Source organism: Aquiflexum gelatinilyticum (genome assembly GCF_024813435.1).
In the GTDB taxonomy this organism is placed as follows: Bacteria; Bacteroidota; Bacteroidia; order Cytophagales; family Cyclobacteriaceae; genus Cognataquiflexum; species Cognataquiflexum gelatinilyticum.
On record NZ_JANAEZ010000001.1, the window covers coordinates 116,961 to 129,774 of the forward strand.

Annotated in this window: 11 protein-coding genes; 8 read left to right on the plus strand and 3 right to left on the minus strand. The window is 36.4% G+C overall.

Going from position 1 to position 12,814, the window contains the following annotated elements; translation table 11 throughout:
- The first annotated feature begins 5 nt into the window (after positions 1-5).
- The 4 genes from NK987_RS00505 to NK987_RS00520 all read left to right on the plus strand — a co-directional run bounded on the left by NK987_RS00505 (position 6) and on the right by NK987_RS00520 (position 2,661).
- The gene (locus NK987_RS00505) at positions 6-308 is read left to right on the plus strand and encodes a hypothetical protein (RefSeq protein WP_259262272.1); all 303 of its coding nucleotides are present in this window, start codon (positions 6-8) and stop codon (positions 306-308) included.
- A 32-nt stretch (positions 309-340) separates the two neighbouring features.
- The gene (locus NK987_RS00510; protein ID WP_259262273.1) at positions 341-697 is read left to right on the plus strand and encodes a hypothetical protein; all 357 of its coding nucleotides are present in this window, start codon (positions 341-343) and stop codon (positions 695-697) included.
- Between the two features lie 148 nt (positions 698-845).
- The gene (locus NK987_RS00515; RefSeq protein ID WP_259262274.1) at positions 846-1,508 is read left to right on the plus strand and encodes a hypothetical protein; all 663 of its coding nucleotides are present in this window, start codon (positions 846-848) and stop codon (positions 1,506-1,508) included.
- Positions 1,495-2,661: a hypothetical protein gene (locus NK987_RS00520; protein WP_259262275.1), complete on the plus strand. Its 1,167-nt coding sequence runs from the start codon at positions 1,495-1,497 to the stop codon at positions 2,659-2,661. The genes NK987_RS00515 and NK987_RS00520 overlap by 14 nt, the downstream gene beginning before the upstream one ends.
- A 101-nt stretch (positions 2,662-2,762) precedes the next feature.
- Here NK987_RS00520 and NK987_RS00525 read toward each other — a convergent pair whose 3' ends face one another.
- From NK987_RS00525 to NK987_RS00535, 3 genes are all read right to left on the minus strand, one after another.
- The gene (locus NK987_RS00525) at positions 2,763-3,308 is read right to left on the minus strand and encodes a hypothetical protein (protein ID WP_259262276.1); all 546 of its coding nucleotides are present in this window, start codon (positions 3,306-3,308) and stop codon (positions 2,763-2,765) included.
- A gap of 668 nt (positions 3,309-3,976) precedes the next feature.
- Positions 3,977-6,043, minus strand: a complete 2,067-nt coding sequence (locus NK987_RS00530) for a P-loop NTPase family protein (RefSeq protein WP_259262277.1) — start codon at positions 6,041-6,043, stop codon at positions 3,977-3,979.
- A gap of 72 nt (positions 6,044-6,115) precedes the next feature.
- Entirely contained in the window at positions 6,116-6,343 is a 228-nt protein-coding gene (locus NK987_RS00535) for a hypothetical protein (RefSeq protein WP_259262278.1), read from the minus strand.
- 472 nt (positions 6,344-6,815) lie between these two features.
- Here NK987_RS00535 and NK987_RS00540 point away from each other — a divergent pair, with 472 nt between their 5' ends.
- From NK987_RS00540 to NK987_RS00555, 4 genes are read left to right on the plus strand one after another with little or no spacing between them, the layout of a single operon-like run.
- Positions 6,816-7,475 (plus strand): vWA domain-containing protein, encoded by a 660-nt coding sequence (locus NK987_RS00540; protein ID WP_259262279.1) that lies wholly within the window; start codon positions 6,816-6,818, stop codon positions 7,473-7,475.
- Positions 7,475-8,182, plus strand: a complete 708-nt coding sequence (locus NK987_RS00545; RefSeq protein WP_259262280.1) for a protein phosphatase 2C domain-containing protein — start codon at positions 7,475-7,477, stop codon at positions 8,180-8,182. The genes NK987_RS00540 and NK987_RS00545 overlap by 1 nt, the downstream gene beginning before the upstream one ends.
- On the plus strand, positions 8,183-9,574 hold the full coding sequence (locus tag NK987_RS00550) for a protein kinase domain-containing protein (RefSeq protein WP_259262281.1): 1,392 nt from the start codon (positions 8,183-8,185) through the stop codon (positions 9,572-9,574).
- Position 9,575: 1 nt separating this feature from the next.
- Positions 9,576-12,764 carry a DEAD/DEAH box helicase gene (locus NK987_RS00555; protein WP_259262282.1) on the plus strand — a complete coding sequence of 1,063 codons (3,189 nt, stop codon included), beginning with the start codon at positions 9,576-9,578 and terminating at the stop codon, positions 12,762-12,764.
- The last annotated feature ends 50 nt before the right edge of the window (positions 12,765-12,814 follow it).

The window sequence follows — 12,814 nt, forward strand, 5'->3', positions numbered from 1 at the left end:
ACATCATGAAGTATCACGAATCGGGAACAATTTCCATAAAATTCTTTGTGGCCTTGGTTGGCAGTAAGTATGGGCCAAACAAATTTATAGCTCTCTTACGGGAGGAAGGGTTTTTAGAATCAGATAATATGCCCAGTGAAGAAGTTTTGTTTAAATACATGAGCTATGAAACAGAAGAATATAGAGGTGGAAAAAAGAAGTCAGTAATCCCAAGGATAATTACCAAAACCGGAATTCCCTATTTCTCTAAATTCTTGAGCGATAGGGATCTGTTAGATTCGAAATTGAGAAAAGTAAAAAAACTGTAACTCCCTGACCAGGAATAAAGGTCAAAAATAAAATGGATAACAATAGCAAATTTCAACTTGAGGTCCGCCAGGAGCGGTTCGAGTATGCGAAAAGTAAGGCAGAATCATTAATGGATGCCGGGTTCAAATACCTTATTTATGAACCAAGGCCAAATTTGTATCCAAATCATCACTATTTCAAATCTTCTAGGGTGTTCGATAGAAATCTCAACCGAAGACAGATTGCAATTGATTCTCCCCGGGGTCATGAAATACTGGCCTGGTATGCCGCTGATGGGGATGGACATAATGGATCTTTTGACATCTTGCAAGCGATGAGAATGGAGGAACATGAGATGCACAAACAAATGGAGGCAGAGAACGAAAAATTAAGAGCCATCAGCAACTAATAGTTCTGCTTTTACTTCACAATCCGGGGAAGGACCCAATAAGAGGATGGTTTCATGACAATTCAGCAAGTAAAGGGAGATTTAACTTATGCTTTATAAAAAGCTGCATAATCTCCCTTTATTTATTTAAAGCAAAAACAAAAACACCATGCAATCTAACGAACAACCCTTGATTAAAATTAAATTGGCAGATTTCAAAGACAATGTAGTTGAAGGAGTGTATATCTACTCATCCAAGCACTGTGTTATAGGTTTTATCGAAGGAGATAAATCTTTTAAAATCTTCGATCAAGAATATATTTTTGAGCAAGTCCTCTATTGGATAAATGATGAGGAGAACAGAATTTACATCCCTTCATATTTGTTGGCCGAAATTTTTGACAGGATTTATACCGAAAAAAAATTTCTCAGTTACTGGAATTCAACCTATTACACTGACTTTGAATTTTCTCTAGAGGAGTTTATTGAATCACTTGAGGTAGAAAGTTTGTACATATCGGAAATACTCACTCCACAGGAGTTTTGGTCACACCTCAAATTGGTGGGGTGCAAAGGGCTTATATCAGCAGCGGTCGAAGCAGCATTTATGTTTAAAGGAAGAACTCTTAGTATTTCAAGATTAATTGCCAAGGAGTTTATTGAAAAAGGGAAAACACCTTTTTTTAGTTTTAAACCATTTAATTTATCCAATCCAGAGGATACACCTGAACTTAAAAATGCCAGTCACTTCGTTACTGATCTTGAGGAGTATCCACATGTAAAAGAGTCAATAATAAATCAATTGAGAGAGTTGAGGTATGCAAAACTATAAAGTATTGACAAGAGAAGAACTCTACGACCTTGTATGGTCCATGCCCATGAAGAAAATTGCCGAGATCTATGAAATCAGTGACCGTGGACTTAGCAAAGCATGTAATAAGATGAACATTCCAGTACCCTATCCGGGGTATTGGAACAGGGTAATCGCAGGTACTGCTGAAGAAAAACCTGAACTGCCAAAACTTCCCAAGAACTACTATGGACAAAAAGAAATCACTTTAAGGGAAAGACCCGATGATTTTGTTGTAAAAAAGAAAGTTAAAAAGAAGTTTCTTGACGAAAAGATACAGGGGGATATAACAAAAATACCAGATGAACTTTTGGAACCCCATCCACTCGTGGAATCGGTGAGAATACACCTGACCGGAAAAGTGCCTGACAATTCCGGCAGGATGAAGAATATCCTTATTGCCGATTCAGGTTTTTTGGACATAAGGATTTCCCCTGAGTCCTTACCCAGAGGCTTGAGAGCATATGATATGATCATTAAGAGCTGTGAGAAAGAGGGATTCACAATCAAGATTAACTTTGGTGAATGTTTCTTTCTGGTAGACGGTGAGCTGGTCAAAATAAGGCTTTATGAGAAGGTGAGCAAGAAGCGGGCTCCAAGAAGGCTTGATTTCAAGAACCACACTTTGGTGCCAACCGGTTTTCTTGTGTTCGAATATCTCAATAATTGGGCGGGTAGAAAGTGGGTGGAAAGGAAAGGTTATGACCTAGGGTATTTTCTTGATTCCATTGTCAAAGGACTCAAAGATGAAAGTGTACGGGTCAAAGAAGAACGCGAAAAGGTAAGGCTTGCGGAAGAGCGTGATAGGGAATTTGAAAAAATCAAATATGAGCGCAGGGATGCAGCTTTAACGGAAGCGAAATTCATGAAACACTTGATTAGACAAACGGACCGGCATCACCTTGCCATACGGATGAGAATGTTTCTTGATACTTTAGAATCCAAAAGAAAAGAAGAAGGTCAATTCGATATGGAAAGAAGTGCTGCATTCAAAAGAGCAAGATTACTCGTTGATTGGCTTGATCCGACTGTGCAAAAAACATCTGAAACTTTGGACCTGATTGATCCTGATACCTTAGAAATCATCGATTATTTCGTAAAAGATCGATATGAGGATAATTGGAAATCCTTATGAAGTTAAACTGGGAAGAGTTAACTCCATTTAAGCGACCGGTCAACAAAGTGTATAAAAAAAGGATGGTCAAAGGCCATCCCTTTTTTCATTTCAATCCACAGTTAAATTAGGCTTATCAGTTTGCTTTTTAAATTTTCAAATTCACAGGAAGAAAGTTCCCTGATACTTCCGGAAACCAAAAGTTCATCCAGTCCAAACACTTCAGGTCCTTCAGGCATTTCCTTCCGGATCCTAATAGAAACGATTACATGGCAAGAGCTTAGCATAAGCCTAGCAACCAGGATCTGGAAGTTTTTGAGAATTGAGATCCAGTCTTTTTCCCCTTCGTGGCTGTGGATTGCGAGAAGGGTAGAAACAAACGAATCAAGGCTGTCAAGTACTATAACTTTTTTTGTTTCACAGTCTTCAATCGATTGTAGCATCTTTTCCAAGGTGCATGGATGGTTAACCTGAGAGAGTTGGTGGAAGCCCCAACCTGCAAACAGCTTATGGTAGTTGCTGTTGGTATCAATGACGGCAACATTGTCAGGATTTCTTTCAAATCCGGAAGCAATGAACATAGCTGCAGCTGAGGTCCTGAAGCTATCCTGCCCCTTGACCACAATTCTGACTTTTCCCTGTGTTGTTTTTTCTGAAGGTAAATTCATTATAATTGTTTATTAGTTGGATTTACCGGGGGGTAGGAGGAAAACTTTAGGTCTTGGGTTTGGAAGGATCCAGGTTGTTTTGGACAGGTTAAGGTTTGCCCCTGTCGGCATAGCATGTGTTTGGTGGTTTGACAACAGCTTAGGAAAATACAGGCCTATCAAGGTTGGTAGGACCTTATTATTTTATGGACTGTGGATCCTATTGGAGGAATCTTTTTCCGGAAAACTTTTTAGATTTTCCAATAGATCAAGTTGAACCCCGGGGGGTAGGCGTTGCCATGAACGATACGGGGGGAAGGTAAGTGGGGAGGTACCTGCTCTCGTTTCCATATATCAAATAGGTCTTCCCTCCTATCCTGCCCGATATGAAAGAAAAACTGACCTGTTCCACGGCCTGCAAGACTTGTGTAGGCATTTATGGGACAAAGAGGTAAAATCAATGAGTAGAATCGCCTGTTTGCTAAAAGCTTCAACCTCTCTCTATAGAGGGAATATCGACATGATTTAGGTTATTAAAGCAAGCAGGGAAAATGCAAAAGTGTCGGGTTTAGCTATCAAATGTTCTTGGGACAAAAGGATTTGATTTTTCAGTTCTCCGGTAAAATGCATACCACTGTTGAGGTATGTTCAGCTTTCACACTTACAAAAAATGAGGAATTTTTGTTTGTTTATGTATAGATACGAAATTTCCTCAATTTACTTAATGCCCTGAATCTATCAATATCAAACGATTTATACTTTTTGGGAAGAGGATATGCAATCTCATTTTCTAACCGGTCTTTAGTCATTCTAAAAGAAAGAACCTTTTGGTTTTTGACCTCTGGTTTTGGTACTTTTTTCGGCCTTTCATCTCCTTTAATCTCAAAAAAATTATTTAATATTTTCTTTGCCTGTTTGAATTCTGAATAAACATGATGTAATCCTGCCATTGCCAGAGCATCGTTTACACATGTTAACAGGTAATCTTTACTGTATTTATTGCCCACATTGATTCTGGAAAGTATATGTTTTTTGAATGGAACTGAAGGATCCAAAACATGATAATAAAGCACCTGTTTAAATAAATTGAGCGATTTTTTTGATCCTCCTTCACTGGAAAAGCTCATTTTGATAACAATCTGTTCTTTTAGAAAATCTGCATCAATGTAATGTTGATATTCATTGTATATCTCATAAGCAAGTTTTTGGCTTTCAGAACCCCCATCCTTTTCCAAAACTTTCAGATCAAAAACACCTGAGGATCCGGGGAGATCTTTTTCAACTTCAGCCTTCATGGCTGCCAATTCCTTTAACTTGTTTTCTGATGCCGAAACTACTTCTGCTGCAACCTCAGACTTTGAAATCACATTATAACCTATTTTGGTAAGTGCTTTTTCAAGTCCGCCATGAACCGAATAAATCTCCTTTTTGACCCGGGTCTGCTCAAGATAGCCATCTATATTCAGATAGCTAATGTCAGGTTGTCCTTCAAGGTTAGTGCGTATCGGTGTGAATCCGCCAATGTGCATCGCCCCTTCTACTCTTTCCTTAAGCATAAGGACTTCTTCCAACAAATGTTTGCTTCTTTCAAAATTCCTGACAAGACATCTGTAACCCTCCAACTGGTGATTGGCTATCTCTAGGAGCTGTGCCAAGTCATAACGTTTGACCTCAGGTAGTATTTTTTGGGAAGATACCACTGTTATAGAATGCAATCCTTTTCTTGCCCTTCCGATAATCTGTTTAATAGTAAGTTCTGAGAGCTGCATTACGTTGTTCCCGGTACTTGTACCTATAATAAGATGATAGGGTTCATCAATGTCATAGCCGACAAAATATGCCGAGCTTTTGAAAACAAGTTTTGCCGGCAGCATTGTACTTTCGAGTTCGTGGAAATATTTTTTTACTTTATGTTCACTTCTGTAACTGCACAGTACCTTGATATCCTTTTTGGTTCTAATCTTCTTTTCACAAAGCTTATCGGCAAGATTCCTTATTTCCCCAACATGGTTATATGCTACGACTAGTTTTTCTTCGGGAGTCTCTTCGAAGTGCTTTTTGATCAGGTCATACAGCTTTCCGGTGACTTTATCGGTAAGGACCATGACCAAATCCTTTTTGTAAAGGTGATGGTATCTGAATTTGGTGACAAGCTCGGATTTGAGCAACGGATCCGAAAAGTCCAACGGTGTAGCTGTTACCATTGACCTTCGTTCCGGCCTAAAATATTCTTTATACTGGTCAAGCACAAGATCCAAACTCTTTCTATATGATGATGCAGTTTGGAAAGAATCCGATTCGTCTATTAAAAGATGGTATTCATCTGATTCTAGTTTTTCTTTCCCAAGTACATTGATGACTCTTTTCAGACTGTCTGCCACACATATGATCTTTATAAATTCACCGCTCCGTTCCTGCTTGGTAATAAATTCTTTGATTTCCTCATCGGAAACCGTCACCCCATCCGGCTTGGTACCTACAAAAAAGTAATCTTCAGAAAGGCTGCTCTTTGTCAGGGCGGTACTTCTGAGAGGTTCCACGATAATGGAGTTCCTTTTTGACTTGAGTTCAAGAGTGGTTGCCCCTATGCCGGTTTCCTCCTTATGGAGAATTCCAGAAGGTAAAAATTTAAAAACATGTCCGAGTTTTGTCTCCTCACCAGAGTCTAAATAATTCTCCAATATATACTCTGTAATTCCATTTTCAAGGTCTATACGATCCTTGATCAACCTTGGGTCAATAGTTTCTGTACTCATCAGGTGCGACAAAAAGCTGACGAATATAGAAATAAAAGGACTTAACTAACAATAGATTTTAGAATTTAAAGGTTATCTCTCCAGAATAGTTTTTCCTTCTGGATTATCCTTATAGTTTAAAACAAAAGATAAAGTCCTCTTTTCTGAAATCCCGTCCCAATCGTGCTTTAAAACAAGGTAAGCAGAGCACACCCTTCTCCACTCCAAATTTTTCCCAGAGTTTATCTTTCCCAGAGTAGAAATTACTGTTGCTTTTTCCGGATTTATTCCGAAATCCCTGGAGTTATAATCTCTTTTCAAAAGTAAAAATTTTTAGAAGAAGACCAACATTTACAGCACAAAGTTAAAATTACCGTGTTTACGGTATTTTTTTGTCAGAATGTAATGGTTAGGTTTGAATTGAGTCAAAAAATATAATAGGTAGGTATATTTAAATCCAGCTGATTTCAAAAACCAATTCCAATTCAATAATACTTAATATGTCTTTTACCTTACAAACACTAATAGTTGAAAATATGAAGGTATCCGCATATCAGAATTTAAAATCTTAATGACTATTTATTCAAAAATAACTCCCCCTATTAACTCTTGACCTTCTTTTCATCATTCACAATTTAAGGCAAAAAAAATTAACAAAAATCAACATTAGTTGCTTACACAATCTCCAAAATAACATTGAATCTAATTCAGGCAGAAGTAAATGATTTTTTCAAGTGCAGATTGAGTGCACAGAACTTTACTTTTTTTGTATCTTAAAATAAAAACATAAAGTATGGACTCATTAAATGACTTCTTAATTCAAAAACCAAGACCCCTTCCTGTTATTTTAGCAGTGGACAGGAGTGGCAGCATGGGTACAAATGGAAAGATTGACGCATTAAACATTGCTCTAAAAGACTTCATAAACTCTATTAAAGATGAAGACAGCAATAAGGCGGAGATACATGTTTCTCTATTCAGCTTTGGCGGTGAAAGTGCGGTATGTGACATTCCTTTGACTCCAATAGGCCAGGTTGATGCCCCAATTTATCGGGCACAAGGTAGGACTCCAATGGGTGGTGCATTTGAAATGCTGAAAGGGTTAATTGAGGACAAGTCACAAATTCCCTCAAGGTCTTACAAACCGACAATTGTTTTATTGACTGATGGAATTCCGACTGATGATTTTATTTCTCCTATGAATGCCTTAATAAATGATGGACGGTCTTCAAAAGCATTTCGCATAGCAATGGCAATAGGTGATGATGCAGACCAGAATATGCTTTCCAAGTTTGTAAGTTCACCCGAGTACCTTGTATTAGGTGAAAATGCGAGAGATATCAGGAAGTTTTTCAGATTTGTTACCATGTCAGTAACTCAAAGAATGAAAAGCCAAAAACCAGATATGCAACAAATACCTCAATTGCCTGAAGACGATACAATTGACTTTTAATGAAGTTACCAACTACAGTTATAAAAGCCAGTATACGTGGGAATAAAGACGAAGAAATTCCCAATCAGGACTTCATTCAATTAATGGAGGATGATGATATTTTGATTGCTACCATATCAGACGGATTGGGCTCTTCCAAGCATTCTTTAGAAGGAGCGAAATTGGCGTGTAAAACAGTAATTGAAGAAATGATGGATTTTCAATTGACTTCAGAATTGCAATTACTAAATGAGCAAATTAAGACACGTTGGGAAAGTGAGATAAACAAATTATCCAAATCCATAAAAGATTACAGAACAACAAACTCATTTGTTGCAGTTTCTAAAAAGGATAAGAAAATAATTGTTGGGCAGCTTGGTGATGTATTGGTTTCGTTAAGAATAGATGGATTGTTTCGATATCTGCAATCAGCAAGTAAAGACTTTTCTAATGAAACTGATTGTCTTGGTTCTGGAAGGAATGAAAATTTCAATCTTGCTTTATACGAATTTGGTCATTCATTCGACTTCCTGATTGCAACAGATGGAATTGGAGATGAATTAGAAATAGGAAAAATTGAATCCTTACACAATTACTTCAAATCCAAATTTAAGCAAATTGATTCATCAATACGAAATGATGTTTTGAAGCAAGACATAGAAAATTTTATTAGCGAAAAAAATAATGACGATAAGTCATTGGTATTCATTTGGACAAATAATATATAGATGAACGTAGTAGATTCAAAAAATATCAGTTATAAGGTACTAGAGAAAATTGGGGGAGGTTCTCAAGGTATTACCTATTTGCTAAATGACCAAAAACACATCGTAAAACTCCTCAACCAAAGTTTTGACGACAACACAACCAAAACTAAAATCAATTTTTTAATGAATTTAGGGTTAGATAAAAAAGAATTTGCTATACCATTAAGACAAATTACACAACCTAAGAACGGTTATATCGCTGAGTTTGCTTCTGGAATGATTCCCCTATCAACACTAAAACTTGGAACGGAGAATAAAAACCTTACAGAATGGTATTTGAATTCAGGGGGACTTTTAAAAAGATATAACGTACTTATTCGTCTAGCAGCCCTTTTTAGAGCAATTCATAGTAAGGGACTTGCTTATTGCGACCTATCTCCAAACAATGTCTTTATATCGGAAAGACATGATGCTGACAATGTTTTCTTAATTGATTTGGATAACCTTAGATATAAAACAAGTATAGTCAATAATATATACACTCCTTTTTATGGTGCCCCTGAAGTTGTCTCTAATTATGGCCCCAACACAACCATGTCTGACTGCTTTTCATTTGCAGTATTGGCTTACGAACTTCTTACACTGAACCACCCACTAATTGGGGACTATGTTTCAGAAGGAGAACCAGAACTCGAAGAAGAAGCTCTCGCAGGTAAGCTGCCTTGGGTTGATCATTCGAGAGATTTTTCCAACGAAAGAAGTACTGGTCTACCTTCCGAAAAGGTAATGCCCGAAAAACTATTAAATCTTTTTCGAAAGAATTTTGAAGAAGGACTAAATAATCCGATCGAAAGACCAAGTATGGCACAATGGTTCGATATGCTTAACCTTGCTTTAAATGAACTTCTTAAATGCGGAAACAATGATTGTAACCTAAGGTATCCATTTAATAATTTAAAGCAGTGTAGTTTCTGTGGCTATAAACCCCAAAAAGTTAAACGTATTCAAATGCGAAGATGGGAAGAGGTAGAATACTTGGATGAACAGACACATGAGATTAAAAAGCTATTCTCGTTGCAACCCGAAATATATGATGAGATATTGATGGATGAAAACACACCAAAAGAAATAGCGGCTTTCAATTTCTTGTTGACAGATATAGAGCCATTGGCACCGCTTCTAAAGATTGAACATTTAATTGAAAGCAGTGAATCAAAACTACTCTTGTCTCCACTAAATGGAGTGAAATTCAATATTAGTCCCCGAATTGGATTAAGTGAAGGCAGCAAAACAATTGTTCTAGACACTCCAAAAAAAATTCGTGTTGTCGATGCTAGTCAACAGGATAAACAAAAGTATATGCTCCATTTAAAAGACTTAATCACTTCTCAACGAGTGCTAACAATAGATTAACATGACTGAATTAAACGAAATATTAACCAACTTCCCTGAGGAAGCTTTTCAGTACTCCTTTAGTGGTAAAATCATCACAGGAGCTATAAAATGGGGGAATAAACCTATTCTTCTAAAAGCAGAACAGATTGAATCAAACCAAATCTTATTCAGCTTTAATAAATCTCCATTAAGAGTAACTTTTTCAAATAGTGCGTTCAATGCGAGAGAATTCGAAATCAGTAAACTCATTCAAAGTTTATTCTGGATTACGAACTTGAGGGGTGATACTGTTGAAATAAATTTTTTGCCTTGTGGTATAAGTCAAGCATTCAATGATTCTTTAGAAATAGGATTTGGTGATAATATTATTTTGGCGAACAAGAGTGTGAAGATTGAAAAGTTATCAGACAATCTTACAAATGACTTTGTTTTCAAATCAAATAATTCAGAATTCATTTTCATACAAACTTATCCTGGAAAAACGGAACAAAGCTTCACAATTCATGGAAGTCGGAAACGAGTCGATATTATTGTACAAGACAATAAATGGATTGTTCAAAAAATTACTAACAAGCCCTTTACCAAGAAGCATGGAGATTTTTTACTACTTAACGTAGCCCAATACCCATCGATAAAATTTGTTGAGGCTTCAAAGGCAAAGGAAGCATACGAAACAATTAAAGCCGAAGAAGCAAAAGGCAACACATTAATTTCTTTATGGCAGACCTATTCAGCCATTGAATTAGAACGGGCAAACCAATTGAAAGAAAAGTTAGGAGAATTAGCATTTATACGAACCAGATTTCTGCCTGATGGAATTACTAAAGTTCGAATTAAGAATTTGACTGAAGAGTTGAAGTCGTTAATAAATGAAAGTAAAGATGATTTGCTTAATACTTCATTTGAACTATCTGTTGAAGAAGAAACCAAAGCAACAGATAAAAAGCGATATTTATCAAAATCAATCAGCAACGATTTTTCATTTGAATTGTATGATGAATTGAGTTCAATACCTGAAGAAGGAAAAATTGTTATCTCCTTGATTGGTGATGAAATCGTCAACAAAAGAAGAGAAAGAGCTTTAAAAAGTTTGCGTGAAGACAGAAAGTTTATAACCCGAAACTTACTTTTTGCAATAGAGGGTGCTGCAGATGCGATGCTGGATAAGAAGAGGAAAGAAAAGCCTCTATCAGAAAGAACAAGAAAATTTTTAAAAGATAAATTTGGCGTAGACGACTTAACCACAAATCAAAAAGAGGCTGTTGAGATTGCGATTAATACACCTGACATAGCAATTATTCAAGGACCTCCAGGCACGGGCAAATCTACTGTTGTAGCTGCTATTTGCGACAGGCTTATTGAAATTGCAGAGCAGGGTAAGAAAAACTATAACGGAAAACTAATTTTAGTTTCTGCTTTTCAAAATGATACTGTAGAGCACATAGCTTCTAAAATATACACACTCGGACTTCCTACTATTAAGATAGGGAAAGAGACTCAAAGCAATATCAGGGCTGAGGACAAACTGATTGAAGAGATTAAACTGCATATTGATAATTCCCTGCAAAGGCTTTCTACAAAAGGTTCTGCTCACCGAATTTCCTTAAAACTATCGGATATAAAAGCTATCTATCTAACTGAAAATAATGAAGAAAAGCTAAAACAAGACATTGAGACTCTTTTGAGCACTATTGAAATCAATGATGAACTTTGGAATGAATGGAATGAAATTAATGGCGACAGAAAATTCAATGAATTAAACAGGGACAAGAATATCGCTTATGTAAAAGGTATCAGGATAGAGTTGGAAGCATATAATGATGATGGATTTTACAAGATACAAAGACTATTAAAATCGGATCTTCCGTTTTCGGATGATGAAAAAACTTTTCTGACTAACTGTCCAATTGATAATCCTGACCTATCGACACTTCATGAATTAGGAAAAATTCAGGAATTCTACTTGGAGCAATTAAATAATTCTGCCACCAACATTTCAGGAAATAACCTTTCCATTTTAAGTTGGATCAAAAAGACAATTGGATATTTCAAGCATAAAGAAGAAACGTTATATGAAGATGAAGAAACCTTCTTGACTGCAAATCTTGAAGTATTGCGTGACGAACTTGATGGAAATGCTGATTATATAAGAAACACAATCAAAGATTACGGTGAAAGTTTAGCCGCCACCAATCAAGTTGCAGGTGGAAAAGAAATGAGTTCTTACTCAAATATTGACAATGTGATTCTTGAAGAAGCAGCTCGTTCAAACCCTTTGGACTTGCTTATTCCAATGGCCAAAGCCACAGAGAGAATCATTATGGTAGGAGACCAAAATCAGTTACCTCATTTATTGGAGGATGATATTGCAGAAGAAACATCAACAAAGCTTTCGGATAGATTTGTTGCAGCTGAAACAAGAAAGAAGTTAGAAGAATCATTGTTTGGAGTAATTTTTAAAAATCTTCATACCGCAAATCCCCAAAGGACGATTACTCTAACGGAACAGTTTCGCATGCATCCTTTTATTGGAGATTTTATAAGTAAAGTATATTACAAAAATGAACTTAAAGCAGGAATACCGAATCAAGCAGAACTTAAAAGACACAGATTAGAATTGTCTTGGGCTAAAGATAAGGTAGCAGTATTCTTTGATGTTAAAAAGAATTCAGGACTTGAGCAAAGTGGAAAAAGTAAATCCAGAAACGCTGAATCTCAAAGGATAATTAAACTTTTAGATGATTTAAAAACAGATCCAAATTTTGAAAATCTAAGTGTAGGGATAATCACCTTTTACGCGAAGCAAGTAGATGATATTTTTAAAGAAGCCACCAAAAAAGGCTACGCTGAAATAAAAGCAGATGGCAATTATGAAATTACGCTGCAGTACCGTGAGACACCTGATGGAAGAGAAAAACTAAGAATAGGTTCCGTCGATTCATTTCAAGGAAAGGAATTTGATATCGTCATTTTGAGTACGGTGCGTTCTAACATCATCAATCGTAACCACGATAATTATAAGAAAGTATTTGGCTTTTTAACCCTCGAAAACAGACTAAATGTGGCATTCTCACGGGCTCAAAAATTACTAATAGTTGCCGGGGATGGAGAAATGTTCTCTGATGAATTTGGCAAAACCTATGTAGAGGGTCTTTATGAGTTTTATACAAACCTATCAACAGATTCAATTTATGGCAATAGGATATAACAATATATACTTTCAAATTAAGCGAAGACCATCCCCCAAGTGCATAATGG

What these genes read in the sequence shown, in the direction of transcription:
- NK987_RS00540 (WP_259262279.1), top strand. Translation starts at nt 6,816, where the DNA reads ATGGACTCATTAAATGACTTCTTAATTCAAAAACCAAGACCCCTTCCT.
- NK987_RS00515 (WP_259262274.1), top strand. Translation starts at nt 846, where the DNA reads ATGCAATCTAACGAACAACCCTTGATTAAAATTAAATTGGCAGATTTC.
- NK987_RS00530 (WP_259262277.1), bottom strand. Translation starts at nt 6,043, where the DNA reads ATGAGTACAGAAACTATTGACCCAAGGTTGATCAAGGATCGTATAGAC.
- NK987_RS00525 (WP_259262276.1), bottom strand. Translation starts at nt 3,308, where the DNA reads ATGAATTTACCTTCAGAAAAAACAACACAGGGAAAAGTCAGAATTGTG.
- NK987_RS00545 (WP_259262280.1), top strand. Translation starts at nt 7,475, where the DNA reads ATGAAGTTACCAACTACAGTTATAAAAGCCAGTATACGTGGGAATAAA.
- NK987_RS00555 (WP_259262282.1), top strand. Translation starts at nt 9,576, where the DNA reads ATGACTGAATTAAACGAAATATTAACCAACTTCCCTGAGGAAGCTTTT.
- NK987_RS00505 (WP_259262272.1), top strand. Translation starts at nt 6, where the DNA reads ATGAAGTATCACGAATCGGGAACAATTTCCATAAAATTCTTTGTGGCC.
- NK987_RS00550 (WP_259262281.1), top strand. Translation starts at nt 8,183, where the DNA reads ATGAACGTAGTAGATTCAAAAAATATCAGTTATAAGGTACTAGAGAAA.
- NK987_RS00520 (WP_259262275.1), top strand. Translation starts at nt 1,495, where the DNA reads ATGCAAAACTATAAAGTATTGACAAGAGAAGAACTCTACGACCTTGTA.
- NK987_RS00510 (WP_259262273.1), top strand. Translation starts at nt 341, where the DNA reads ATGGATAACAATAGCAAATTTCAACTTGAGGTCCGCCAGGAGCGGTTC.